Source organism: Skermanella rosea, from assembly GCF_016806835.2.
Classification (GTDB): domain Bacteria; phylum Pseudomonadota; class Alphaproteobacteria; order Azospirillales; family Azospirillaceae; genus Skermanella; species Skermanella rosea.
In genome coordinates this window covers 36406-61462 of record NZ_CP086111.1, presented here as the reverse complement: position 1 = coordinate 61462, position 25057 = coordinate 36406, and the positions used below count along the sequence as shown (strand labels likewise).

The following is a 25057-nucleotide window of genomic DNA, read 5'->3' as shown; positions in this document are numbered from 1 at the left end:
AGCCTCGATCCCCTTAGTACGACCCGCTCAGGTAGGACTGGAGCGGTGCCACGTCAAGGCTACCACTCCGAAGCGCCGAGATAGCCTCGACGGCAGCCCGCGCCCCCGCGACGGTCGTGTAATAGGGAATGTTATTGACGAGTGCGGTCCGGCGCAAGCTGAAGCTGTCGGACATGGCCTGGGCGCCGTCGGTCGTGTTGAAAACCAACTGTACATCGCCGTTGATCATCGCATCGACGATGTGCGGTTGCCCTTCGAGCACCTTGTTGACCCGGGTGACCGGGATCCCGGCCTCGCCGAACGCCTTCGCGGTGCCCGCCGTGGCGAGCAGCGAGAAGCCCATATCGCGGAGCTTGGCCGCGATCGGCACCATGGCCGCCTTGTCGTGGTCCTTGACCGAGATGAAGACCCCGCCCGACAGGGGCAGGACGACTCCGGCGCCAGACTGGGCCTTCGCGAAGGCGCGGCTGAAATCCTTGTCCAGCCCCATGACCTCGCCGGTCGACTTCATCTCCGGCCCCAGGATGATGTCCACGTTGGGGAAGCGGGCGAACGGGAAGACCGCCTCCTTCACCGCGGTGTGCGGCGGTGTCGGGCCCTTCAGGTCGAACGCGTCCAGCTTCTCGCCGGCCATGACCCGCGCCGCGATCTTGGCGATCGGCGTGCCGGTCGCCTTGGCGACGAAGGGCACCGTGCGGCTCGCCCGCGGATTGACCTCCAGGATATATACCTGGGTGCCCTTGACCGCGAACTGCACGTTCATCAGCCCGATCACGTCCAGCGCCTCTGCCAGCATGCCGGCCTGCCGGGAGATGTCGGCGACCACGTCGGACGGCAGCGAATAGGGCGGCAGCGCGCAGGCGCTGTCGCCGGAATGGATGCCGGCCTCCTCGATATGCTCCATGATGCCGGCGACATAGACCCGGGTGCCGTCGCGGACGGCGTCCACGTCCACCTCGATGGCGTCCTGCAGGTAGCTGTCGATCAGCACCGGGTTCTTGCCCGACACCTTGACGGCGGAGCCCATGTAGCGCTTCAGGCCCGCCATGTCGTGGACGATCTCCATGGCGCGGCCGCCCAGCACGTAGCTGGGCCGGATCACCACGGGGAAGCCGATCCGCGACGCCACCTCCTCGGCCTCCTCCAGGGAGCGGGCGAGGCCGTTGGCCGGCTGGTGCAGGCCCAACCTGTGCAGCAGCTGCTGGAACCGCTCGCGGTCCTCCGCCAGGTCGATCGCGTCGGGCGAGGTGCCCAGGATCGGGATGCCGGCGGCCTCCAGGTCGCGCGCCAGCTTCAGCGGCGTCTGGCCGCCGAACTGGACGATCACGCCCAGCACCTCGCCCCGGCTCTGCTCGACCCGGACCAGCTCGACCACGTCCTCGGCGGTCAGCGGCTCGAAATAGAGCCGGTCGGAGGTATCGTAGTCGGTCGAGACGGTCTCCGGGTTGCAGTTGACCATGATGGTCTCGTACCCGGCCTCGTCCAGCGCATAGGCGGCGTGGACGCAGCAATAGTCGAACTCGATGCCTTGGCCGATGCGGTTGGGACCGCCGCCCAGGATGACCACCTTCTTGCGGTCGGACGGCTCGGCCTCGCACTCGGCGCCGCCGAAGCCGTCGGCCTCGTATGTCGAGTACATGTAGGGCGTCTGGGAGGCGAACTCCGCGGCACAGGTGTCGATCCGCTTGTAGACCGGCGTGACGCCCTGCGCGCGCCGCGCCGCGGCGACCTCCGCCTCGGCGGTGCCGGCCAGCTCGGCCAGCCGGGCATCGCTGAAGCCGGCCTGCTTGAGGCGCAGCCAGCCCTGCCGGTCGGCGGGCAGGCCGCCGGTGCGGACGGCGGTCTCGGCCGCGACGATCGCCTGGATCTGCTCCAGGAACCAGGGGTCGTACTTGCAGGCGGCCTGGACCTCGTCCACGCTCAGGCCATGCCGGAACGCCTGGGCGATAACCAGCAGCCGGTCCGGCGTCGGGCGGCTCAGCGCCGCCCGGACGGTCAGCGGATCGGGGTTGCCGTCGCCGATCAGCACCTCGTTGAAGCCGGTCAGGCCGGTCTCCATCGACCGCAGCGCCTTCTGCACCGACTCGGCGAAGGTGCGGCCGATCGACATGGCCTCGCCGACCGACTTCATGGAGGTGGTCAGCAGAGGCTCGGTGCCGGGGAACTTCTCGAAGGTGAAGCGCGGCATCTTGGTGACGACATAGTCGATCGTCGGCTCGAACGAGGCGGGCGTGACGCCGGTGATGTCGTTGTCCAGCTCGTCCAGCCGGTATCCCACCGCCAGCTTGGCGGCGACCTTGGCGATCGGAAAGCCGGTCGCCTTGGACGCCAGCGCGGAGGAGCGGCTGACGCGCGGGTTCATCTCGATCACGACCATGCGGCCGTTGGCCGGGTTGACGGCGAACTGCACGTTCGACCCGCCGGTATCGACCCCGATCTCGCGCAGCACCGCGATCGAGGCGTTGCGCATGATCTGGTATTCCTTGTCGGTCAGCGTCAGCGCCGGGGCCACGGTGATGCTGTCGCCGGTATGGACGCCCATCGGATCGATGTTCTCGATGGCGCAGACGATGATGCAGTTGTCGGCGCCGTCGCGCACGACCTCCATCTCGTATTCCTTCCAGCCCAGCACCGACTCCTCGATCAGCACCTCGCGAGTGGGCGACGCGCGCAGGCCGCCGCGCACGATCTCCTCGAACTCTGCCCTGTTGTAGGCGATGCCGCCGCCGGTGCCGGCCAGCGTGAAGCTGGGGCGGATGATCGCGGGCAGGCCGGTCTCGGCCAGCGCTTCCAGCGCCTCGTCGAAGGAGCGGACCATGCGGCTGCGCGGGCTCTCCAGGCCGATCTTGTCCATGGCGTCACGGAACAGCAACCGGTCCTCGGCCTTGGCGATCACCTGCTTGTTTGCGCCGATCATCTCGATGCCCAGGCGCGCCAGCGTGCCGTCGTCGTCCAAGGCTATCGCGGTGTTCAGCGCGGTCTGGCCGCCCATGGTCGGCAGCAGCGCGTCCGGCCGTTCCTTTTCCAGGATCTTGGCGACCGTGGCCGGCGTGATCGGCTCGATATAGGTCGCGTCGGCCAGGTTGGGGTCGGTCATGATGGTGGCCGGGTTGGAGTTCACCAGGATGACCCGGTACCCTTCGGCGCGCAGGGCCTTGCAGGCCTGGACGCCGGAATAGTCGAACTCGCAAGCCTGGCCGATGACGATGGGGCCGGCGCCGATGATGGCGATGGACTTGATATCGGTACGTTTTGGCATGGCGCTCGGGCTCTGGTAACTTCAGGCGCAACAAAAATCCCCTCCCCGGAAGAACAGGGAGAAGGTTCGAATGACTGGCACGCCGATCCGACCGCTGAAGATCCCGGAGTGACGGCCCGCCCCTATATAGAGGCTCAAGCCCCCTGCGGGAAGCGCGACGTTGCCCGGTGATTGCAGGATTGCCCCAGGCGCACGCGTCGGGGCATCGAGCTTTGCGAGTCTGGGCATCGAGCTTTGCGCGTGTGAGCATCGCGCTCGGCGCGGCGGCTCAGCGGGCGGGGCTGGGATCGAGATAGCGGCGCAGGGTCTCCAGCGGCGCGACCCAGACGGCGCACAGCCCGGTATCCTGGCGGTCGAACAGGTAGACCTTGTCGAGCGTGCTGCGCTTTTCCGGATCGTGCAGGTTGACGCCGGATCCCCAGCCGATGCCGTAGGGCCGGTCGTCGGCCGACTGCACCCGGAAGATCCAGTTGAGCCGCTGGACGAAGGCGCCCCGGCGGCAGGCCTTGGACAGGACGGGATCGACCTTGGCCACCTGGCGGACGCTGCCCTTGAGGCGGTAGACGATCCGCTCCGGCCGGATCGGGGTGGCGCGAAACGGGTACAGCCAGTCCGGCGGCCAGGGGGAGACCGGGAACGCCTCGAAGTGCGGCGGCGCGGTGCGGTCGAGGCTCTGCTGCTCAGCCCGGGACGGCCCAGGCAACAGCGCAAACAGGAATGCGGGTATCAGGAAATACAGGCGGCGCATCGTCGGGATACCCGGTGCGGCTCCTGCCGGACGGATGCGGCAGGATCAGGGATGGACACGGATATCCACGGATTAACACGGATGGAATGAAGAAATGGTTCGCGGTGGGCAGCCGCGATCGCGGCTGCGGAAAAGCGAACGCCGGGGAAGCGGACTTCCCCGGCGTTGCCCAGGTGCCGACCCTTGCGGGAGGAGCCTCTTACTTCTCGCCGCCGCCCAGGCTGTGGACGTAGACCGCGAGTTGCTTGATCGTGACCGGGTCCAGACGGCTGCTCCAGGCCGGCATGACGCCGGCGCGGGCATAGGTGATCGTCTCGACGACGGTCTTCTTGTCGCCGCCATAGAGCCAGATGTTGTCGTTCAGCCGGGGAGCCCCGACTTCCCGCATCCCCTCGCCCTTCTCGCCGTGGCAGGAGGCGCAGTTCTCCGCGTACACCGCGGCGCCGCGGCCGGCTGCGGCCTTGTCCGTCTCCCGTCCGGTCAGCGACAGGACGTACTCGGCCGTGTCGTCGATCTGCGGGCGGGTCAGCAGCTGGTCGACGCCGAACTTCGGCATCTCCGAGATGCGGGTGTCCTCGTCGTTGGTCGACCGGATGCCGTGCAGCAGGGTGGTGTGGATGTCGTCCGCCTTGCCGCCCCACAGCCAGTCGTCGTCGGCCAGCGTCGGGTAGCCCTTGGCACCGGCGCCGCCGGCCGCGTGGCAGGCCGCGCAGTTGTCGGCGAAGGCCGTGCGCCCGCCGGCCGTGGCGAAGGCCAGCAGGTCCTGGTTGCCCAGGATCTCGTCGAACGAGGACGTCTCGATCTTCGAGCGGAAGGCGCCCTGGGCTTCGCGGGCCCTCGCCAGGTCGGCGACGACCGTCTCGCGCTGGCTGTAGCCCAGGATTCCGGCGGTGTAGGTCTTGCCCAGCGGGATCGCCGGGTACAGGATCCAGTACACCACCGAGAAGGCGACGCAGACATAGAAGACGTAGAGCCACCACTTCGGCAGCGGGTTGTTCAGTTCCTGGATACCGTCCCACTCGTGGCCGGTGGTGTCGACCCCCGACAGGGAGTCCTTTTCAACCTTGGTCGGCATGACCTATTTCTCCTGGCCTTCATCCTTGAACGGGATGCGGCTGGCCTCGTCGAACTTCGACTTGTTCTTGGGCCGCAAGGCCCAGAACAGGACGCCGACGAACAGCAGCATCAACCAAACCGTCCAGAAGGAGCGCAAAAATGACGCGATTGCGTTCAGATCCACTGGTTCCACCAACTATTGCTTGAGATCGGCCGGCTGATACTTCGTGAAGTCGACCAGCGTACCGAGCATCTGGAGGTAGGCGACCAGCGCATCCATCTCGGTCACGACCTTCGGGTTGCCGTCGAAATCGGCGACGACAGCCTTGGGATAGCGGGCCAGGAGGCCGTCGGTCTCGCCGTCGGGACGCTGCTGGACCTCCAGGTCCTTGGCGGCGACGTCGATCTGCTCGGCGGTGTAGGGCACCCCGACGATGCTCAGGGTCTTCAGGTGCTCCTTGACGTCGCCGTACTTCAGCGGGCGGTCCAGGAGGAAGGCGTAGCCCGGCATGATCGATTCCGGCACGACGGCGCGCGGATCTACCAGATGGGCGACCTGCCACTGGTTGGAGTATTTGCCGCCGACCCGGGCGAGGTCCGGGCCGGTGCGCTTCGAGCTCCACTGGAACGGATGGTCGTACATGCTCTCGGCCGCCAGGCTGTAGTGGCCATAGCGCTCGGCCTCGTCGCGGAACGGACGGACCTGCTGGCTATGGCAGTTGTAGCAGCCTTCGCGGATATAGATGTTGCGGCCCATCTGCTCGAGCGGGGTGTAGGGGCGGACCCCCTCCACCTTCTCGATCGTGGTCTCGATGGTGAACAGGGGGACGATCTCGACCAGGCCGCCGATGGAGACGGTGAGCAGGATCAGGACCATCATCAGGGTGACGTTCTTTTCGATCAGCCCGTGATTGAAAAAGCCGGACTTCTTGTCGGTGCTAGCCATCGTGCTGGGTCCTTACTCGGCGGCCGGCGCGAACTTGCGCGTCGGAGCGGTGACGTAGGGCTTCTCGACCCGGATGTCGCCCTTGGTCGTCCGCCACAGGTTGTAGACCATGATCAGGGCGCCGATCAGGAACAGCACGCCGCCCATGGCGCGGATCACGTAGAAGGGATGCATGGCCGCCACGGTCTCGACGAACGAGTACTGCAGGAAGCCGAGGTTGTCGTAGGCGCGCCACATCAGGCCCTGCATGATGCCCGAGATCCACATCGCGGTGATGTAGAGGACGATGCCGATGGTGGCGGTCCAGAAGTGATAGCTGACCAGCCGCAGCGAGTAGAGCCGCTGGGCCTTCCAGAGCTGGGGAACCAGGTAGTACACCGCGCCGAAGCTGACGAAGGCGACCCAGCCGAGCGCACCGGAGTGGACGTGGCCGACGGTCCAGTCGGTGTAGTGCGACAGGGCGTTGACCGCCTTGATCGACATGACCGGGCCTTCGAAGGTGCTCATGCCGTAGAACGCGACGGAGGTGACCAGGAAGCGCAGCACCGGGTCGGTGCGCAGCTTGTCCCAGGCGCCGGACAGGGTCATGATGCCGTTGATCATGCCGCCCCAGGACGGCATCCACAGCATGACGGAGAAGGTCATGCCCAGCGTCTGCGCCCATTCCGGCAGGGCCGTGTAGTGCAGGTGGTGCGGGCCGGCCCAGATGTAGAGGAAGATCAGCGACCAGAAATGGATGATCGACAGCCGGTAGGAATAGACCGGCCGGCCGGCCTGCTTGGGGATGAAGTAGTACATCATGCCCAGGAAGCCGGCGGTCAGGAAGAAGCCCACCGCGTTGTGGCCGTACCACCACTGGACCAGCGCGCCCTGCACGCCCGCGAACAGCGGGTAGCTGGCGGTGCCGAAGAACGAGACCGGGACGTTCAGGTTGTTGACCAAGTGGAGCATCGCGATGGTCACGATGAACGCCAGGTAGAACCAGTTGGCCACGTAGATGTGGGGTTCGCGCCGCTGCATGATCGTGCCGACGAAGGTCAGCAGGTAGACCACCCAGACGACCGTCAGCCACAGGTCCACGTACCATTCCGGCTCGGCGTATTCCTTGCCCTGGGTGATGCCCAGCACGTAGCCCGACGCCGCCAGCACGATGAAGAGCTGGTAGCCCACGAACAGGAAATTGGCGATCGCCGGCCCGCCCCAGAGCGGAGCCCGGCAGGTGCGCTGGACGACGTACAGCGAGGTGGCGAACAGGGCGTTGCCGCCGAAGGCGAAGATCACCGCCGAGGTGTGCAGCGGCCGCAGGCGGCCGAAGCTGGTCCATTCCAGGCCCAGGTTGAAGGCCGGGAACGCCAGTTGCAGGGCGATGAAGATGCCGGCGATAAAGCCGATCACGCCCCAGAAAACAGTGGCGATGACGAACAGGCGGATGACAGCCTCGTTGTACGAGACGGTCTCCTCACCTGCCCGCTCGCCTCCCACGGACGAACCGTGGGACAGGGTCGCTGCTGTCATTACCTATATCTCCCGTCTGGCGAAGCCGGGCCGGCCGGGGCCGGTCGTTCCTCGCCACCGTAAGGTTGCTCTTGATTCCATCGTGCCGGGTCCGCACCGCCGCGACGGCACGCGGCACGTACGCAAATCCCTTTGACGGGTGGGGACTATGGGGATGCCGCTGGCCGGCAACATTGATCTACGTCAAGGACCCGCGGGCTCGGGGGCTGCCATCGTCACGCCAGCACCCGTGGTCGAGACGCCCATGCACGACACTTATGTTGCGAAACCCTTAGCCCGCCGTCAGATCGACCAGGCTTTCCCGGTGGTGCAGACGATCGCACCCGATCTCGACGTCGAGCGATGGCGCGATTTTGCCGCAGCCGTCCTGGCGGTTCCGGAGCTTGAAACCGGCGGCCATCCCCCCTCGGGGAAGAACCGGACACGCTCCCGGGGAATCATGACCGTGCAGAACGCCCGCGGCTACATCCACGGCCTGTTCAGCTACGCGGTGGAGAACCACCTGCGGCACGGCCGGGTGCTGGCGGTCGAGAACTTCATCGTGCTCGACCTGTTCGACCTGGCGGGCGCCGCCGACGCGCTGCTCGGCGCGATGGACAGGGTCGCCGACGACCTCGGCTGCACCGCGATCCACACCAACCTGCCGGACGACTATTCGAGCCTGCCGGAATACTGCAACTGGCTGCTGAACAGCTTCCGGGAAGCCGGCCACGCCGTCGAGACCCTGAGGCTGTGCAAGCTGATGATCGACATGGCGCCCGTGGCGCTGGACGTGGCCAACGACCAGTAGGGGTGCCTCTCGCTGTTGCCAGGGCGCCGGCAGCCGCTAGACTGCGGGCCATGAGCGACATTGCCCCCCGACCGACCATCCGCCTGCAGCCGAGCCGGCACAAGCGGGTCCAGCACGGCCATCCCTGGGTCTATTCCAACGAGATCCACATGGACAACACGGCCAAGGCGATCCCGCCGGGCAGCGTCGTCCGGGTGGTCACCCACGACGGCGCGCCGCTGGGCGCCGCCACCTTCAACCCGCACACGCTGATCTGCACGCGGATGCTGTCGCGCGACCCGGAGGCGCAGGTCGACCGCGGTTTCCTTGCGGAGCGGCTGCGCCGGGCGCTCGACCTGCGCGAACGGCTCTACGGCCGGCCGTTCTACCGGCTGGTCCATGCCGAGGCCGACGGGCTGCCGGCCCTGGTGGTCGACCGCTTCGGCGACACCGTGGTCGTCCAGGCGAATTCCGCCGGGATGGACCGGTTGACGCCCGCCCTGCTGGAGGCGCTGGACGAGGTGCTGTCCCCCGCCGCGGTGGTCCTGCGCAACGACAGCCCGGCGCGCGGGCTGGAAGGCCTGGGCGGCGAGGTCAGGGTCGCCAAGGGGGCGCTGGACGGCCCGATCCGGCTGGAGGAGAACGGCAGCACCTTCTTCGCCGATCCGAGCGCCGGGCAGAAGACCGGCTGGTTCTACGACCAGCGCGACAACCGGGCGGCGATCGCGGCGCTGGCGCGCGGCGCACGGGTGATCGACTTCTACAGCTACAACGGCGGCTTCGCGGTCCAGTGCGCCAAGGCCGGGGCCGCCTCGGTCGTCGCGGTGGACCGGTCGGAAGCAGCGCTCGCCAACGGCGCCCGCGCCGCGGAGGCCAACGGGGTCGCCGGCCTGTGCGAGTTCCGCCGGGCCGACGCCTTCGAGGAGCTGGAGCGGCTGGCGGCCGCCGGCGAGCGGTTCGGCGTGGTGATCGCCGACCCGCCGGCCTTCGTGAAATCGAAGAAGGACCTGCAGGCCGGGACCCGGGCCTATCGCAAGATGACCCGGCTGGCCGCCTCGATCACCGCGCCGGGCGGCTTCCTGCTGGTCGCCTCGTGCAGCCACAATGTGGACGTGCCGCTGTTCGCCGAGCAGGTCTCCCGGGGCCTGGGCGACGCCCGGCGCTCGGGACGGATCCTGCGGACCGGCGGCGCCGCGCCCGACCACCCGGTGCATCCGCACCTGCCGGAGACCGCCTACCTGAAGGCGCAGGTGCTGCAACTGGACTGATGCCGGGACCGGGCCGGCGCCGGCGGTCCTTCCGCCCGCGGAACAAGAAAGGCTGAACGCCTTGACCAGGTCGATCAAGCAATGGGCCGCGTGGCGCCCGGCATGGCCGGGAGCCCTCCCGCGCGGCTTCCGGGGGCTCGCGGCGGCCTTGGCCCTGGCGGCCTGCGCGCTGGTGCCGCCCGCTTCCTGGTTCGCGGCGGAGTGGGCGCGGGGGGAGGCGCTGGAGGAACTGGCCGAGACCGCGCAGGCGCGGCTGTCGCTCTACACCGCCACCCTGACCGCCGAGATCGAGAAGTACCGGGTCCTGCCGCTGACGCTGGCCTGGGACCCCGACGTCGCGGCCCTGCTCGCCTCGCCGCGCGACGTCGCCCTGGTCGACCGGGTCGACCGCAAGCTGGCGGCGCTGAACGCCGGGGCGTCGCTGTCGGCGCTCTACGTCATGGCGCGCGACGGCACCACCCTGGCGTCGAGCAACTGGACCGAGGAGACCAGCTTCATCGGCCGCAACTTCGCCTTCCGGCCCTATTTCCGGGAGGCGCTGGCGGGGCGCGTCGGGCGTTATTTCGCGATGGGAACGACCTCGCAGAAGCCCGGCTACTATATCGCCTACCCGGTCTGGGCCCCCGTCTGGGCGGAGCACCACACGGTCGGCGTGGTGGTCGCCAAGGTCGCCATGGAACCGCTGGAGGCGACCTGGCACGACATGGCCGGCGAACGGGTCTTCGTCACCGACCGGCACGGCGTCGTCTTCATCACCAACGTCCCGGACTGGCGCTTCCGCACCCTGGCGCCGCTGACCCCGGACGCAAGGCGGGAGTTCGAGGCCAGCCAGCAGTACGAGGGCACCGGCCTGGAGCCCCTGCCCCCGCTGGACAGCGCGCTGGTCCACCATGGACCGGTCCCGGACACGGACTGGAAGGTCCATGTGGCGCTCGACAGCAGGCCGGCCGACGCCCGCGCCTGGTCGGCCGGTCTCAGCGCCGGCATCGCGACGCTCCTGCTGCTGGCGGCCGGGCTGGTGGTTCTCCAGCGCCGCCTGGCCCTGGCGGAGCGGCTGGAATATCAGCGGCGCGCCCAGCTGATGCTGGAGCACCGGGTCACCGAGCGGACCGCCGAGCTGAGTTCCACCAACCTGCGCCTGACGGCGGAGATCGCGGAGCGCGAACGGGCGGAGCAGGCGGCGCGCCGAGCCCAGGAGGACCTGATCCAGGCGGCGAAGCTGGCGGCGCTCGGCCAGATGGCCGCGGGGATCGTCCACGAGGTGAACCAGCCGATCTCCGCGATCCGGTCCTACGCCGAGAATGCCGCGCTGCTGCTCGACCGCGGGCGCCTGGACCTGGTGCGCGGCAACCTGCTGGAGATCACCGGCCTGACCGAGCGGGTGGCCACCATCACCCGGCAGCTCAAGACCTTCGCCCGCAAGTCGTCCGGCATGCTCGGTCCCGTCCCGCCACGCCTCGCGGTCGAGCGGTCCATGGCGCTGCTGGGCGCCCAGGCCGCCGCGCTGGGCGCCGACATGGTGCTCGAACTGCCGGACGAGGCCTCGCGGGGGCCGCTCCCGATGGTGCTGGCCGACGAGGCCCGGCTGGAGCAGGTGGTCGTCAACCTGCTGCGCAACGCGCTGGACGCGGTGTCCGCCCGCAACCGCCGGCTCGTCGCCGTCAGCCTGGAGCGGGAGGACGGCCACGTGCTGCTGAAGGTGCGCGACACCGGCCCCGGCATCCCGGAGGACGACCTGCCCCGGCTGTTCGACCCGTTCTTCACCACGAAGGAGGTCGGGGTGGGGCTGGGGCTCGGCCTGTCGATCAGCTACGGCATCGTCCAGGACTTCGGCGGCCGGATCACAGCCGCCAACCACGAACAGGGGGGCGCCGTCTTCACCGTGGCATTGCGGCCCGCGCCGCCGCCCGACCCGGGTCCGCCGCCCGCCTGATTCCCGTCGCTATTGTCCTTCATTTTGCCGTTTTTCGATTCCCGGGGGCTTGTGCCGATGGGCTCCCGGGGCCATCTCGGCTAAGCCAAAGCGTATGGGTCCGGGCCCCGCTGGCGGCCGAGGCGTCGGCCGTGATGTCGGACCTTCGTCAGCAACAGCCGACGCAGCAGCGTAACGGGTCATTCGGCACATGGACGCCCTTCTCGCCGTCCTTTCGGCGGACTTCCTCGGCAAGCCCGCCTGGATCTGGTTCACCTTCATCGCCATCGTCATCGCCCTCCTGGCCTTCGACCTCGGCGTTCTCCACCGCAAGACGCATGAAATCGGCATCGGCGAGAGCCTCTGGCTCAGCGCCGGCTACATCGCCATGGGCTGCCTGTTCGGCACCTGGGTCTGGTGGTATTTCGGTCCCGAACCGGGCATGCAGTACTTCACCGGCTTCTTCGTCGAGAAGAGCCTGGCGATGGACAACGTGTTCGTCATATCGCTGATCTTCAGCTATTTCGCCGTTCCCCGGCTCTACCAGCACCGGGTGCTGGTCTGGGGCATCCTGGGCGTGATCGTCCTGCGCGGCATCATGATCGGCCTGGGTGCCGCCCTGGTCACCGAGTTCGACTGGATCCTTTTCATCTTCGGCGCCTTCCTGCTGGTCACCGGCATCAAGATGCTGCTGGTGTCCGACAACATGCCGGACATCGAGAAGAACCCGATCCTGAAGTTCCTGCGCAAGCGGCTCAACGTGACCGACCGCCTCCACGGCGAGAAGTTCTTCGTGAAGCTTCCGGACCCGAAAGGATCGGGCAGGATGGTGCGGTTCGTGACCCCGCTGTTCCTGGCGCTGGTGCTGATCGAGTTCGCCGACCTGGTCTTCGCGGTGGACAGCGTGCCCGCCATCTTCGCGATCACGACCGACCCGTTCATCGTCTATACCAGCAACATCTTCGCGATCCTGGGCCTGCGGGCGCTCTACTTCGCGCTGGCGGCGATGGTCCACCGGTTCCATTACCTCAAATACGCGCTGTCGATGGTGCTGATCTTCATCGGCGGCAAGATCTTCTACAACCAGTTCTACGGCAAGCTCGACCCGGTCATCTCGCTGTCTGTCACCTTCGGCCTGCTCGCCGCCGGCGTGATCGTGTCCCTGGTCATGACCCGCGGCGGCAACGGCGGCGGAAGCGATCCCAAGGCGGAGGAGGTGCCCGCCACCACCCGCTGACGTCTCTGTGACGCATGTCCGGGGCCGCCCTTGGCAAAGGGGCGGCCCTGCGACATTTTCAGGTGAGCGCCGATGATCCCGTTCGGGTATATTAGCGCAACCTGAAACAATTGTTCCGAGGAAATCCGCCATGTCCGCCAGCCGGCCCGGGGAAAGCCGGGTCCCCGCAACCGGGGCGACGGGCAGGTCATGGTGGCGCCGCCTCCTGATCGTCCCGCCCGTCCTGCTGGGCGCCTTCGTCCTCGTCAGCTTCGCCCGCGACAAGGCGGCACCCGTCCAGGTCGAGCGGGCCGAGACCGCCCGGCCGGCGCGGGTGATCGAGGTCGCGGCCCTGCCGGTGGCCCCGCGCGCCACCGGCTTCGGCACGGTGCGCCCCGACCGGGTCTGGACCGCGATCGCCCAGGTCGGCGGCACCGTCGTCGAGACCCATCCCGACCTGAAGCGCGGCGCCCTGCTGCCGGCCGGCGCCTTGCTGGTGCGGATCGATCCCGCCGACTACGAGCTGGCGATCGCCCGGATGGAGGCGCAGCAGCGTTCCGTCGAGGCGCAGATCCGGGAACTGGACGTCCGGGAGGAAAACCTCCGCCAAGCGGTCGCGATCGAGCGGGAGGCGCTGGCGGTCACCACCCAGGACGTGGAACGCAAGCGCAACCTGCAGGCCTCCGGCGCCGGCAGCCAGTCGGCGCTCGACCAGGCGCTCAACTCGATGCTGGCCCAGCGCCAGCGGCTCCAGGGCCAGCAGACCTCGCTGGAACTGATTCCCAGCCAGCGCGACCAGCTGCGGGCCACGGCGGCGCTCCAGGACTCCCAGCTGGCCGAGGCCCGGCTGGCCCTGGAGCGGACGGAGATCCGCATGCCCTTCGCCGGCCGGATCAACGAGGTCTCGGTGGAGCGCGGCCAGTACGCCGCCCCCGGCACGCAGCTCGCCGGCGCCGACGGGATCGAGCTGGCCGAGGTGGCGGCCCAGGTGCCGCTCGACCGGCTGCGCCCCCTGGTCGCCGGCCTGCTCGGCGGCGGCTCGGTCGAGCCCGACCGCGGCCTGCCGCCGCTGGACAGGCTGGGGCTGGAGGCGGTGGTCCGGCTGCGAACCGGCACCCTGTCGGCCGAGTGGCCGGCCCGGTTCGCCCGCATGGGCGACGGCGTCGATCCCAAGACGCGCACGATCGACGTGATGGTCGTGGTGGACCAGCCCTATGCCCGGGCTATCCCGGGGATCCGGCCGCCGCTGACCAAGGGCATGTTCGTCGAGGTCGAATTGAAGGCTCCCCCCGGCCCGCCGGTGCCGGTGATCCCCCGGGCGGCCCTTCAGCCCGGAGACCATGTCCATGTCGCTACCCGCGACGACCGGCTGGAGATCCGCCGCGTCAGGATCGCCGACGCCCATGCCGGCTTCGTGACGGTGGCGGAAGGACTGAGGCCCGGCGAGCGCGTCGTGATCTCCGACCTGATCCCGGCGGTGGAGGGCATGCTGCTGGCGCCGCTCCGCGACGAGGCCGCCGAGTCCGGCCTCGCGCGGGATGCCGCCGCCGCACCCCCGATGCATTGACAGGGCACCCGCCATGATCGCCTGGTTCGCCCGCCACCCGACCGCCGCCAACCTGCTGATGCTGTTCCTGCTGGTGATCGGGCTGGTCACGGCGCCGTCGCTGCGGCGGGAGACCTTCCCCGACTTCACCCTCAGCCAGGTGCAGATCCAGGTCCCCTACCCCGGCGCCAGCGCGGAGGAGGTCGAGGAGGCGGTCTGCCAGCGCATCGAGGACGCGGTCGCCGGCGTCAGCGGCGTGGACGAGGTCCGCTGCGAGTCGCGCGAGGGGCTGGCCGCCGCGATCATCGACATGGTCGAGGGCGGCAACCCCGACCGCTTCCTGGAGGACGTCAAGGCCGAGGTCGAGGCGATCACCACCTTCCCCGACCTGGTCGAGCGGCCGGTGATCAAGCGGCTCAACCTGACCGACCGGGTGGTGTCGATCGCCATCACCGGCCCGATGTCGGTGCCCGACCTGAAGATCTACGCCGAGGGCGTGCGCGAGCGCCTGCTGCGCCTGCCGGAGGTGTCGGAAGCGACGCTGACCGGCTTCTCCCAGCGCCAGATCCGGGTCGAGCTGGACCAGGGCGCGCTGCGCGCCCACGGGCTGAGCGTCGCCGACGTCGCCGGCATCATCGGCCGCCAGAGCCTGGACCAGCCGGCCGGCACCCTGGAGACGGAGGAGCGCAGCCTGACCGTCCGTTTCGCCGACGAGCGGCGGACCGTGCGCCAGTTGACCGACCTCGTCGTGATCGGCGGGACCGGCGGCGGCGAGGTGCGGCTGGGCGCCATCGCGGCGATCACCGAACGGTTCGAGCTGGACGAGGCCAAGACACTGTTCGACGGCGAGCGCGCCGCCATGCTCCGCGTGACCAAGACCAAGCAGCAGGACACGCTCCGGGTCATGGCCGCGGTCCGCGGCTTCGTCGAGCAGGAGCTGCGCACCGCCCCTCCCGGCGTCGGCTACGCGCTGACCCAGGACGTCTCCTCCATCGTGCAGGACCGGCTGGACATGCTGACCGGCAACGCGTTCCAGGGGATCGCGCTGGTCTTCCTGTCCATGTGGCTGTTCTTCAGCCTGCGCTATTCCTTCTGGGTCGCCATGGGCCTGCCGGTGGCGCTGGCCGGCACCGTCTTCGCCATGCAGTTCATGGGCCTGTCGATCAACATGATCACCATGGTGGGCCTGCTGATCGCGCTGGGCCTGCTGATGGACGACGCCATCGTGATCGCCGAGAACGTGGCGACCAAGCTGGCCGCGGGGCTGCCGCCGATGGAGGCGGTGATCGACGGCACGCGCGAGGTCGCGTCGGGGGTTTTCGCTTCCTACGTGACCACGGTCTGCGTGTTCGGGCCGCTGATCCTGATGCAGGGCGACATCGGCAAGGTGATGGCGGTCCTGCCGGTGGTGCTGATCATCGCGCTGACGGTCAGCATCGTCGAGGCCTTCCTGATCCTGCCGCACCATCTGGCGAAGAGCATCCCGCCCGGCGGCGAGCGGCGGAACGCGGTGCGGGTCCGGCTCGACCGCGGGTTCGACTTCGTGCGCGACCGGCTGCTCGGCGGCTTGGTGGACCGGGCGGTGGAGTGGCGCTACCTGACCCTGGGGCTGGTGATCTGCGCGGTGCTGGTGTCCGCCGCCATGCTGGCCGGCGGCACCGTCAAGTTCCGGGCCTTCCCTCAGATCGACGGCAACGTGCTGGAGGCGCGCATCCTGCTTCCCCAGGGCACGCCGCTGGCCCGGACCGAGGAGGTGGTGGACCGGGTGACCGGGGCGCTCGACCGCGTCGCGGCGCATCTCGCCCCGCGCCAGCCCGACGGCGCCGCCCTGGTGCGGGCGGTGACCGTGCGCTTCAACGAGAACCAGGACGCCTACGAGACCGGGCCGCACCTCGCCTCGGTCTCCGCCGACCTGCTCACCGCCGAGCGGCGGGACGGCACGATCGACGAGATCACCGCCCTGTGGCGGGCCGAGATCGGCCCCCTGCCCGACGTGCTGGCCCTGACCTTCAAGGAGGCGCAGGTCGGCCCCGGCGGCCTGCCGATCGACATCAGGCTGGCCGGCGGCGACCTGGACCGGCTGAAGGCGGCCTCCCTGGAACTCCAGGATTGGCTGGGCCGCTACCGGGGCGTCGAGGACCTGTCCGACGACCTGCGCCCCGGCAAGCCCGAGATGGGGCTCCGCCTGCGCGAAGGCATCTTCGGCCAGGGGCTCGACTCGGCGGCACTCGCGACCCAGCTCCGGGCAGCATATTTCGGCCAGACCGCGGCGGAGCTTCAGGTCGGCAGCGAATCGATCGAGGTCGACGTCCGGCTGGCAGCCGCCGACCGGACCACGCTGGCCGACCTGGAGGATTTCCCGGTCACCCTGCCCGACGGAAGCCAGGCGCCGCTGCGCTCGATCGCGGTGCTGGAGCCGGACCGCGGGTATGCCCGGATCGGCCGGATCGACGGCCGGCGCACCGTGATCGTCCGGGGCGAGATCGATACCCGCATCGCCAACGCCAACGAGGTGATCGCCGACACGCGGGCGCGCTTCCTGCCCGAGCTGAGCGCCCGCTACCCGGAGATCGACATCACGCTGGAGGGCCAGGAACGCGAGCAGGGCAAGACCGGCGAAAGCCTCAAGCACGGATTCATGATCGGCCTGTTCGGCATCTTCGTGCTGCTGAGCCTGCAGTTCCGCAGCTATGTCGAGCCGGTCATCGTCATGGTCGCGATCCCGATGGCGCTGATCGGCGTGGTCTGGGGGCACTGGCTGGCCGGCTTCGACGTGTCCATGCCGAGCATGATCGGCTTCGTCTCGCTGGCCGGCATCGTGGTCAACGACTCGATCCTGCTGGTCGAGTTCGTCAAGCTCCGCGCGCGCGAGGGACGCGACGTCGTGTCGGCCGCCCGGATCGCCAGCCGCCAGCGCTTCCGCGCGGTGCTGCTGACCTCGCTGACCACCATCGCCGGGCTGCTGCCGCTGCTGGCCGAGCGAAGCCTCCAGGCCCAGGTGCTCCAGCCGCTGGTGGTCAGCCTGGTGTTCGGCCTGCTGGCGTCCACCGTCCTGGTGCTGCTGGTGGTCCCGTCGCTCTACGCGATCCTGCACGATTTCGGCCTGACCGCGCTCGCCCGGGAAGACCGCGAGGCGGCGGCCGCGGCGATGGCGGCCGCCGAGTGATCCGGAAGAGGGCGGCAAGGGGCGGCCAAGACAGGGGCAGGACAGCCCGGCCATCACGAACCCGGACCGGAAGACCAGGATAGGGAATGCCGGTTCATGTCACTGGCTCCCCAAGGGAAATGCATGATACAAGGTACAGGTTTCCCATGGCGAACAGACGCCATGTTCGGACGCCCGCCAGACTTGATAAATAGTTTTATTTCGAACAAGAAGACACCTAAATCACATGGCCTGCCAACTTCAATAAGCAATCAGGGAAAACCCGGGGATTTTCTGGTCATGTCTAAAATTCTGCCATGTCTCAGATGCCATGTCATATCCACCCGGGCACATTTGATTTTACTCTCCCTTGGCCTGCTTATACCGGCATCCGTTTTCGCATCCTATCTGCTGATTCAGCAGGTCGATCTTCAGCGGTCGCACATCGAGCAGGATCTGCACCAGGAGGCCCGATCGATCACGGCCATGGTCGATCGGGACATGCGGGGCGTCATGGCGATGCTGGAGACGCTGGCCCTGATGCCGGCCCTCCAGCAGGATGATTTCGCGACCGTCCACCAGCAGGCGAGCCGGATCACCGAGCGCTACGGAATGGTCATCATCCTGACCGACCGGTCCGGAAAGCAGCGACTCAACACGCGGGTCCCCTGGAACACGCCGCTTCCGTCCTTCCTGGACGACGATGTCGCGCGGTCCGTTTTCGAAACCAGGATGCCCCACGTATCCGACCTGCTGATCGGACCGCTCTCCGGAACCGAGGCCGTCGGCATCGTCGTGCCGGTCCTGCACGCCGACAAGGTCGCCTATTTCCTGATCGCGAGCCTGCCGCCGAAGCGCATCGAGGAAATCCTGATCCAGGCGCGCATCGGCGACGGCCGGACCGCCACGGTCGCCGACCGCAGAGGCAAGCTCCTGACCCGCGTGCCGGCCCCGGAGCACCCGGGCCGGGGCATGGCCTCCGCCGGCCCCGGAGAGGACGGCCCCGGAGAGGCCGGTCTCGTTTCGGGCTACAGCCGGTCCGACCTGACGGGATGGACCGCGACCGTCACCCTGCCCGGCCATGCCGTCGATGCCGAGGCCATGGCCGGGCTCCGATCTCCCGTCCTGCTGGGCGGCGCGCTTCTCGCCCTCTCCGCCCTCCTGGCCTATGGCCTGGGCCTGCGCATGTCGCGGGCCGCCAAACTGCTGACCCTGGCCGGCAGCGCCTTGCGCGGCGGCGAAGCCGTCCCCCGGATCCGCACCGGCTGGCGGGAAGCCAACGAGATCGGCCTGGCCCTCACCACGGCCTTCCAGAAGCTGGACGAGGGGTCGACGGCGCTGCGCGCCGCCGAGAACCACTCCAGGCTCCTGAAACTCAGCTCCCCGGTGGGGATCTTCCGCACCGATCCCGAGGGGCGCTGCACCGGCGTCAACGAGCGCTGGTGCGAGATATCCGGCGCCCGGCCGGAGCAGGCGCTCGGCAACGGCTGGACCGACTTCCTGCATCCCGGGGACCATGACCGGGTCTTCTCGGAATGGCGGCGCAGCGCCTTCGAGAACCGGCCCTTCCGTCTCGAATACCGTTTCCGCACGCCGTCGGGCGAAACCACCTGGGTTCTGGGCGAAGCCCTGGTCGAACGGGACGATGCGGGGGAGATCACCGGCTTCGTCGGCACCACCACGGACATAACCGCGATCAAGCTGCTGCAACGCCGGCTGATCGACGCCGAGGAGCAGCTGGCCCGCGCGATGACCGCCGGCCGCATGTTCGCCTTCGACTGGGACATCGGGACCGACAGCGTGCGCCGGAGCGAGAGCTGCGCGGAGATCCTCGGCCTGGGCGGAGATGCGACGGCGGACACCGGACAGAATTTCTTCGCGTCCGTCCACGCGGAGGACCGCGACGGGTTCGCCGCCACCGTGGCGCGGCTGGAGCCGGCTTCCCCGAACTACACCGTCTCCTACCGCTACCGGCGCCCGGACGGCGCGGTGGCCTGGCTCGAGGAGTCCGCGGCGGCCGTCTTCGATCGGGACGGCCGCAAGGTCCGCCTGACCGGGATCACCGCCGACGTCACCGCCCGCAAGCAGGCCGAGGCCGCGTTGCGCGAGAGCGAGGAACGCCTGCGCTTCTCGCTCGACGCCGCCGTGATCGGCACCTGGCAGATGGACGTGGCCGACGGCCGGATGGCCTGGAGCGATATCCAGTACCGCCTCTTCGGGATCGATCCGGCCACGCCGACACCAAGCCTGAACGCGTTCGGAGCCCTGATGGAGCCGGAGGACCGCGCCGCCCTGCTGGACCGAATCGATCAGGCGATCCGGACGGGGGAAGGGTTCGAACTGGATTTCCGCATCCGGCGCCCGGCGGACCCGACCCGGGGCGCCGAGGAGATCCGCTGGCTGGCGATCCGGTGCGGCGTGCAGCGGAATGCGGCCGGCAGGCCCGAGCGCATCATCGGCGTCAACTGGGACATCACCGAGCGCAAGACCGCCGAGGCCATCCTGCGCGACAGCAACGCGGCCCTGGAGGCGCGGGTCGCCGAACGCACCCGCGCCCTGACCGACGCCGCCCGGGAACTGACGGCGGAGATCCGCCGACGGGAGGAAACCCAGGCGGCGCTGCTGCAGTCCCAGAAGCTGGAAGCGCTGGGCCAGCTGGTCAGCGGCGTCTCGCACGACTTCAACAACATCCTGGCCGTCATCCAGAGCAGCTACAGTCTGCTCAGGCGGCGGATCGACGTTCCGGAGCAGGTCAGGATCCTCGACCTGGGAGAGCAGGCGGTGGTCCGGGCGACCGGCCTGATCCATCACCTGCTGGCCTTCGCCCGGCGCGAGGAAACGCAGCCGACCCTGGTGGACCTGACCGCCATCCTGCGCGAAAGCGAAGACATGATCTGCCACACCGCGGGCAGCGGGGTGCGCTGCGCCTTCGATCTCCAGGGCGATCTCTGGCCGGTGATCGTCGATCCCTCCCGTCTGAACGCGGTCCTGCTGAACCTCGCCGCCAACGCCCGCGACGCCATGCCGGACGGCGGCGAGCTGGAGATAACCGTCCGCAACCAACCCGCCGACGAGCGCACGGGCTCGCGCGAAGGGATCCTCATCTCCGTGAAGGACAGCGGCGTGGGCATGACGCCCGACGTGGTCGCCCGGGCGTCGGAACCCTTCTTCACCACCAAGCCGCGCGGCCGGGGCACCGGCCTCGGCCTCGCCTCCGCCCATGCCCTGACCGTGCAGTCCGGCGGCAAGCTGCGCATCCTCAGCGCCGTCGGGGCCGGCACCACGATCGAGCTGTACCTGCCCCGCGCCCAGATCTTGGCGCACGGGGACGAAACGCTGCCGGATGCCGGATCGGCCCCGCCGGAGGGCGGTGCCACGATCCTGCTGGTCGACGACGACGACAGCCTCCGCGCGCTGACCGCGCACCTGCTGCGCGATCTCGGCTACGCGGTGATCGAGGCACAGAGCGCCGAGACCGCGATCGCCCTGGCGCATCTCACGGACACGCTGGACATCGTCGTGACCGACATCATGATGCCGGGCGACTCCGGCCCGGTGCTGGGAAACCGGCTGCGGCTCGACCGGCCGAACCTTCCGGTCCTCTTCATCAGCGGCGACCGCCACGACACCGTGCCGGACGGCGAACGGCTGCTCCGCAAGCCGTTCAGCAAGACGGAACTGGCCGAGGCCGTCCGGGAACGGCTGGACCTCCTGCCGTCGGCATTGCCGGCCGGGTCCGTGGCGGCGCCGGACAAGCTTCGCAACCGATTGAGGAACTCCCGCCTGCGCGATGCCTACGAACGCTGGAAGACGGCGCGCGGCGCGGACGGCCACCTGCCGAGTCCCGACCTCTTCCCGTCCGGCGACCCGCTCGTGGCCGACGACGGTTTCCTGGTCGAGGCGATCGGCAGCGGCCGTACCAGGGAGTTCCGTTACCTGAGGATCGGCGACACCCTTGCCCGACGGCTGGGCCGGCCGCTGGTGGGGGAACTGGTCGACGACGGCGGCGACGAGCTGGGTTCCGCCGGAGCCTCGTACCGGCGCTGCGTCGAGTCGGAGTCGCCCTCCTACGAATACGCCCGCTACGCGATCGCCGACGACGCGCCGCTGCTGTTCGAGCGGCTGTTGCTGCCGCTTTCGGAGGAGGGTTCCGCGGTGACCCACATCCTGGGCGTCGCCTGTTTCACCGATCTCGCGAGTTCCGACCTCCAACAGCGGAGAAGGCCATGAACGACGCATCCGGAGTCGACTTCGACATGCCCGATCTCGCCGGCGTCGTCGAACGGTTGCCGCCGTCCGAGGTCGATGCGCTGCCGTTCGGGGCGATCCGCCTCGACGCCAACGGCGAGGTTGCCTTCTACAGTGCCGCGGAGGCCCGGCTTTCCGGCTACGGGGCCCGTCCGGCGCTCGGCCGGCCGTTCTTCTCCGACATGGCGCCCTGCATGGACAACGAGGCTTTCCGCGGCCGGATCGAGAGTGCCAGGGCAGCCGGGAAGTTCGACCTGGAATTCGGCTGGATCGGCGATTTCGCCGACCGCTCGCGGGAGCTCCAGGTGCGCATCCAGCCCGCCTCGGACGGCGGCTGCTGGATCTTCATCCGGCGCGACTGATCCGCCGTGAAGCGGTTGTCCTACCGCCGGAACACCCCGACCAGCTCGACATGGGACGACCAAATGAACTGGTCGATCGGCGTGACCCGCTCCAGGCGATAGCCGCCATCGACGAGCGTGCGGGCGTCGCGCGCGAATGTCGCGGGGTTGCAGGACACGCCGACCACCGTGGGGACGGCCGACGCGGCGAGTTGGACCGATTGGGCGCGGGCGCCGGCGCGGGGCGGGTCGAAGACCACCGCATCGAAGCGGGAAAGTTCGTCGGCGCTCAGCGGGTCGGCGAAGAGGTCGCGGCGCTCCGCCGTCACGCCCGCCCGCCCCCGGCCGGCGGCGGCCAGCGCCGCGTGCGCCGAGGCATCGCCCTCGACCGCGTGGACGGCGGTCCCCGGGACCGGTCGCGAGGCAAGGGGGAAGCTGAAGGTGCCAAGCCCCGCGAACAGGTCGGCGACCCGGGCGGCGGCCCCGACCCCTGCCAGGACCGCCTCGACCAGCGCGGCTTCGCCGGCGGCACTCGCCTGCAGGAAGGCTCCGGGCTCCACCGGGACGGCGACCCCGCCGAACCGGGCATGGAGCGCGCGGCGAGCGGCGACCGGTTCCGCCGGGGCCGCGGCGGAACGGCGCCACGACAGCCGGCCGATGTCATGGGCCTCCGCGAAGGCGGCCATGCGTTCCCGCGCGTCCAGCCCGGGCTCCGGACCGCCGGTCAGAACCAGGTCGATGCCGCCGTCCAGCACCGCCACGGAAATATCGGCCGTTTCGCCGTCCGGCAGGATGGCGCCGGCAAGGGCCTCCAGCGGAGCCAGCAGCTCCAGTATCGCCGGCTCGACCACCAGGCAGCCGGTCACCGCCGAGATCCGGTGGCTCGACCGCTCGTTGAAGCCCAGGACGCATCGGCTCCCCCGCCTGGCCGCCGCGAACGTGGCGCGCCGGCGGCTCGCCGCGGGGGTCCGGACGGTCGGCGCGACCTCGGCACCGGCCAGCCCGGCGCGGGCCAGCGCGGCCGATACCTGGGCGCGCTTCCAGGCGCCGTAGGCCGCATCGCCGACATGTTGGAGCGCGCAGCCGCCGCAGGTGCCGAAATGCCGGCAGGGCGGCGCCGCGCGGTCCGGGCCGGGTTCCGTCACCTCCAGCAGGGTGGCGGCGACGCCGTCCCCGCGCGGCTCGCCGAGCGCGGCGCGGACGCGGTCGCCGGCCACCGTCAGCGGCACATAGACCCGGCGTCCGTCATGCTCGGCGAGGCCGTCGCCCCGCGCGCCGATTTCCTGGATCTCGAGCGTGACGGGAGCGCCGGAGGCGGATGCGGCCCTCCCGCGGCGGTGCCCCTGCTGGGGTCGGCGTGCCATGGCTCAGCCGGCCAGCTCGGCCAGGCGCGCCCGGACGTCGGCCGAGATCTCGACCGAGCGGCGCTGCGCCACGTCGATGATGACGCAGATCGCCTCGCTGGTCGCGACGCAGGTGTCGTCACGGAACACGGCGCCTGCCAGGGTCAGCGACGAACGGCCGAACCGGGTCACCCGCAGGCCGATCCGGATCCGGCCGGGATAGTGCAGCTCGGCCCGGAAATCGATGGTGAGACGCGCGATCACGACCGAGCGCGGGCCCGAGACAGGCGAATTGCCGGAGTCATGGAACAACGCCACCCGGGCGCTCTCGAAATAGGTACTGATGGCGGCGTTGTTGACGTGCCCGACGGGATCCAGGTCCGCGAAGCGGACTGTCTCGTCGATCCAGTACCGGTAGAAATCCGGGCTGGTCGCTTCCGGAGTTTCCGTATCTGCCATGTCGTTCATCCCTGTCTGTCCAAAGTCCGGGTCTGTCCAAAGTCCGGGTCTGCCCAAAGTCCGGGCCTTCACATGCCGGGACCGCTTCCGCTCCGGCCATGCTCCCGGATGCAGCAAAGCGGGTTCTCGTTCGTTATCGCAAGGGGAAGGCCGGTGCTGCGGCGCGGGGCATATTTGCCACGCACCTTTCGATCCGGAATGCTATAGCTCGCATATCGACCCATCACCAGACGCGACCATCATGCCCCAAGGGGACCCGAAATGACCGACCAGAACAACAGCCCTGCCGAAGCCATGTTCGACAAGGCGCTCGACATCGCCGAGAAGCACCTGGAGGCGGCGATGAAGGAAGGCGGGCCGCTGTCCTCCTATGTCGCCGTCGCCATGATCGAGGCCGCGGTCAACCAGGCCGTGGAGGAGACCAGCCACGCCGATGTGGTCGACATGCTGCGCGACCTGGCCAGCCAGATCGAGCAGGATGCCGAGGAAGAGGACTGACCGGGGCGGCGCGGCTCCCGCCATGTCCGGGACGGGGTGCGCCTGAAGCCCGGCGCCCCTAGTGCGTGACGCTTTCCCGAACCCAGCCGGCGACGATCTGGCTCGCTTCCAGAGGCGGAACCAGCGGACAATGCCAGAGGTAGATGGTCAGGGCGGCTTCGAACGCGAAGCGGTCGGGCTGCCCTTTCCCACGAAGCTCCCGATAGGCCCGGACGACCGCCGGCATGCAGGCCGCCTCTCCGCTGGATCCTGCGGGCGGAATACTTGTCATGTGCGCCTGGGAATCACTGCCTGAAAATCGCTGAAGCCGGCGTTACTTGTCGCCGCCTGGCTTGGATGTCCGGTTCGCCGGGACACCGTAGAGCTCCAGCCGGTGGCCGATCAGCTCGTAGCCGAGATCGCGGGCGATCCGCTCCTTCAGCCGCTCGATCTCCTCGTTGACGAACTCGATCACCTCGCCGGACTGGAGATCGATCAGGTGGTGGTGGTGTTCCTCCCGATTCTCCTCGAACCGCGACCGGCCGTCGCCGAAATCCAGCCGCTCGATGACGTTCGCCTCTTCGAACAGGCGCACGGTCCGGTAAACGGTGGCGATGCTGATCTTGGGATCGATCTCGACGGCACGGCGGTAAACCTGCTCGACATCGGGATGGTCGGTCGATTCGGAAAGCACGCGGGAGATCACCCGGCGCTGCTCCGTCATCTTCAGACCTTTCTGGACGCACAGTTCTTCCAGGCGCGTGGGCATGGGTTCCTCGATTTTCTGCGGACTAGCGCTCTAGACTAAA

At 69.0% G+C, this 25057-nt stretch carries 19 protein-coding genes; 9 read left to right on the top strand and 10 right to left on the bottom strand.

Annotated features, from left to right (window positions below; genetic code table 11):
• Positions 1 to 13: 13 nt before the first annotated feature.
• From carB to ccoN, 6 genes are all read right to left on the bottom strand, one after another.
• The gene (carB, locus tag JL101_RS00250; protein WP_203098682.1) at positions 14 to 3259 is read right to left on the bottom strand and encodes a carbamoyl-phosphate synthase large subunit; all 3246 of its coding nucleotides are present in this window, start codon (positions 3257 to 3259) and stop codon (positions 14 to 16) included.
• Between the two features lie 268 nt (positions 3260 to 3527).
• Complete coding sequence (locus tag JL101_RS00245) at positions 3528 to 4007, bottom strand: hypothetical protein (protein ID WP_203098681.1); 480 nt, start codon at positions 4005 to 4007, stop codon at positions 3528 to 3530.
• A 199-nt stretch (positions 4008 to 4206) separates the two neighbouring features.
• Positions 4207 to 5082 (bottom strand): cytochrome-c oxidase, cbb3-type subunit III, encoded by an 876-nt coding sequence (ccoP, locus tag JL101_RS00240; protein WP_203098680.1) that lies wholly within the window; start codon positions 5080 to 5082, stop codon positions 4207 to 4209.
• Positions 5083 to 5085: 3 nt separating this feature from the next.
• Positions 5086 to 5193: a cbb3-type cytochrome oxidase subunit 3 gene (locus tag JL101_RS00235; RefSeq protein WP_407696933.1), complete on the bottom strand. Its 108-nt coding sequence runs from the start codon at positions 5191 to 5193 to the stop codon at positions 5086 to 5088.
• A gap of 66 nt (positions 5194 to 5259) precedes the next feature.
• The gene (gene ccoO, locus JL101_RS00230; protein ID WP_203098679.1) at positions 5260 to 6009 is read right to left on the bottom strand and encodes a cytochrome-c oxidase, cbb3-type subunit II; all 750 of its coding nucleotides are present in this window, start codon (positions 6007 to 6009) and stop codon (positions 5260 to 5262) included.
• A 12-nt stretch (positions 6010 to 6021) separates the two neighbouring features.
• On the bottom strand, positions 6022 to 7524 hold the full coding sequence (gene ccoN / locus JL101_RS00225) for a cytochrome-c oxidase, cbb3-type subunit I (protein ID WP_203098678.1): 1503 nt from the start codon (positions 7522 to 7524) through the stop codon (positions 6022 to 6024).
• Positions 7525 to 7768: 244 nt separating this feature from the next.
• Here ccoN and JL101_RS00220 point away from each other — a divergent pair, with 244 nt between their 5' ends.
• The 8 genes from JL101_RS00220 (at position 7769) to JL101_RS00185 (ending at position 21990) form a co-directional block, all read left to right on the top strand.
• Positions 7769 to 8314, top strand: coding sequence for a hypothetical protein (locus JL101_RS00220; RefSeq protein ID WP_203098677.1), 546 nt, complete (start codon positions 7769 to 7771; stop codon positions 8312 to 8314).
• A 50-nt stretch (positions 8315 to 8364) separates the two neighbouring features.
• Positions 8365 to 9561, top strand: coding sequence for a class I SAM-dependent rRNA methyltransferase (locus tag JL101_RS00215; protein ID WP_203098676.1), 1197 nt, complete (start codon positions 8365 to 8367; stop codon positions 9559 to 9561).
• A 61-nt stretch (positions 9562 to 9622) separates the two neighbouring features.
• A complete protein-coding gene (locus JL101_RS00210; RefSeq protein WP_203098675.1) occupies positions 9623 to 11494 on the top strand; it encodes a sensor histidine kinase in 1872 nt (623 codons plus the stop codon).
• Between the two features lie 190 nt (positions 11495 to 11684).
• A complete protein-coding gene (locus JL101_RS00205; RefSeq protein WP_203098674.1) occupies positions 11685 to 12710 on the top strand; it encodes a TerC family protein in 1026 nt (341 codons plus the stop codon).
• 130 nt (positions 12711 to 12840) lie between these two features.
• A complete protein-coding gene (locus JL101_RS00200; RefSeq protein WP_203098673.1) occupies positions 12841 to 14256 on the top strand; it encodes an efflux RND transporter periplasmic adaptor subunit in 1416 nt (471 codons plus the stop codon).
• 13 nt (positions 14257 to 14269) lie between these two features.
• Positions 14270 to 17401 (top strand): efflux RND transporter permease subunit, encoded by a 3132-nt coding sequence (locus JL101_RS00195; protein ID WP_203098672.1) that lies wholly within the window; start codon positions 14270 to 14272, stop codon positions 17399 to 17401.
• Positions 17402 to 17866: 465 nt separating this feature from the next.
• On the top strand, positions 17867 to 21610 hold the full coding sequence (locus JL101_RS00190; protein ID WP_203098671.1) for a PAS domain-containing protein: 3744 nt from the start codon (positions 17867 to 17869) through the stop codon (positions 21608 to 21610).
• Positions 21607 to 21990 (top strand): PAS domain-containing protein, encoded by a 384-nt coding sequence (locus tag JL101_RS00185; RefSeq protein ID WP_203098670.1) that lies wholly within the window; start codon positions 21607 to 21609, stop codon positions 21988 to 21990. Before JL101_RS00190 ends, JL101_RS00185 begins: the two co-directional genes overlap by 4 nt.
• A 20-nt stretch (positions 21991 to 22010) precedes the next feature.
• On the opposite strand, the gene JL101_RS00180 is transcribed toward JL101_RS00185, so the two are convergent.
• Together JL101_RS00180 and JL101_RS00175 are read right to left on the bottom strand one after the other, a co-directional pair.
• Positions 22011 to 23333 (bottom strand): class I SAM-dependent RNA methyltransferase, encoded by a 1323-nt coding sequence (locus JL101_RS00180; protein WP_203098669.1) that lies wholly within the window; start codon positions 23331 to 23333, stop codon positions 22011 to 22013.
• A 3-nt stretch (positions 23334 to 23336) separates the two neighbouring features.
• The gene (locus tag JL101_RS00175) at positions 23337 to 23771 is read right to left on the bottom strand and encodes an acyl-CoA thioesterase (RefSeq protein WP_203098668.1); all 435 of its coding nucleotides are present in this window, start codon (positions 23769 to 23771) and stop codon (positions 23337 to 23339) included.
• Positions 23772 to 24032: 261 nt separating this feature from the next.
• Between JL101_RS00175 and JL101_RS00170 the strand changes: the two genes are divergently transcribed.
• Entirely contained in the window at positions 24033 to 24269 is a 237-nt protein-coding gene (locus tag JL101_RS00170; RefSeq protein WP_158043355.1) for a hypothetical protein, read from the top strand.
• Positions 24270 to 24327: 58 nt separating this feature from the next.
• Here JL101_RS00170 and JL101_RS00165 read toward each other — a convergent pair whose 3' ends face one another.
• Both JL101_RS00165 and JL101_RS00160 read right to left on the bottom strand, forming a co-directional pair.
• Positions 24328 to 24495, bottom strand: coding sequence for a hypothetical protein (locus tag JL101_RS00165; RefSeq protein ID WP_228435212.1), 168 nt, complete (start codon positions 24493 to 24495; stop codon positions 24328 to 24330).
• Positions 24496 to 24582: 87 nt separating this feature from the next.
• Positions 24583 to 25017 carry a Fur family transcriptional regulator gene (locus tag JL101_RS00160; protein ID WP_201076345.1) on the bottom strand — a complete coding sequence of 145 codons (435 nt, stop codon included), beginning with the start codon at positions 25015 to 25017 and terminating at the stop codon, positions 24583 to 24585.
• Between the last annotated feature and the right edge of the window lie 40 nt (positions 25018 to 25057).

Bases quoted from the DNA above. Each gene is read 5' to 3' on its own strand.
- carB (WP_203098682.1), bottom strand. From the start codon at position 3,259: ATGCCAAAACGTACCGATATCAAGTCCATCGCCATCATCGGCGCCGGC.
- JL101_RS00245 (WP_203098681.1), bottom strand. From the start codon at position 4,007: ATGCGCCGCCTGTATTTCCTGATACCCGCATTCCTGTTTGCGCTGTTG.
- ccoP (WP_203098680.1), bottom strand. From the start codon at position 5,082: ATGCCGACCAAGGTTGAAAAGGACTCCCTGTCGGGGGTCGACACCACC.
- JL101_RS00235 (WP_407696933.1), bottom strand. From the start codon at position 5,193: ATGCTGCTGTTCGTCGGCGTCCTGTTCTGGGCCTTGCGGCCCAAGAAC.
- ccoO (WP_203098679.1), bottom strand. From the start codon at position 6,009: ATGGCTAGCACCGACAAGAAGTCCGGCTTTTTCAATCACGGGCTGATC.
- ccoN (WP_203098678.1), bottom strand. From the start codon at position 7,524: ATGACAGCAGCGACCCTGTCCCACGGTTCGTCCGTGGGAGGCGAGCGG.
- JL101_RS00220 (WP_203098677.1), top strand. From the start codon at position 7,769: ATGCACGACACTTATGTTGCGAAACCCTTAGCCCGCCGTCAGATCGAC.
- JL101_RS00215 (WP_203098676.1), top strand. From the start codon at position 8,365: ATGAGCGACATTGCCCCCCGACCGACCATCCGCCTGCAGCCGAGCCGG.
- JL101_RS00205 (WP_203098674.1), top strand. From the start codon at position 11,685: ATGGACGCCCTTCTCGCCGTCCTTTCGGCGGACTTCCTCGGCAAGCCC.
- JL101_RS00200 (WP_203098673.1), top strand. From the start codon at position 12,841: ATGTCCGCCAGCCGGCCCGGGGAAAGCCGGGTCCCCGCAACCGGGGCG.
- JL101_RS00195 (WP_203098672.1), top strand. From the start codon at position 14,270: ATGATCGCCTGGTTCGCCCGCCACCCGACCGCCGCCAACCTGCTGATG.
- JL101_RS00190 (WP_203098671.1), top strand. From the start codon at position 17,867: ATGGTCGATCGGGACATGCGGGGCGTCATGGCGATGCTGGAGACGCTG.
- JL101_RS00185 (WP_203098670.1), top strand. From the start codon at position 21,607: ATGAACGACGCATCCGGAGTCGACTTCGACATGCCCGATCTCGCCGGC.
- JL101_RS00180 (WP_203098669.1), bottom strand. From the start codon at position 23,333: ATGGCACGCCGACCCCAGCAGGGGCACCGCCGCGGGAGGGCCGCATCC.
- JL101_RS00175 (WP_203098668.1), bottom strand. From the start codon at position 23,771: ATGGCAGATACGGAAACTCCGGAAGCGACCAGCCCGGATTTCTACCGG.
- JL101_RS00170 (WP_158043355.1), top strand. From the start codon at position 24,033: ATGACCGACCAGAACAACAGCCCTGCCGAAGCCATGTTCGACAAGGCG.
- JL101_RS00165 (WP_228435212.1), bottom strand. From the start codon at position 24,495: ATGCCGGCGGTCGTCCGGGCCTATCGGGAGCTTCGTGGGAAAGGGCAG.
- JL101_RS00160 (WP_201076345.1), bottom strand. From the start codon at position 25,017: ATGCCCACGCGCCTGGAAGAACTGTGCGTCCAGAAAGGTCTGAAGATG.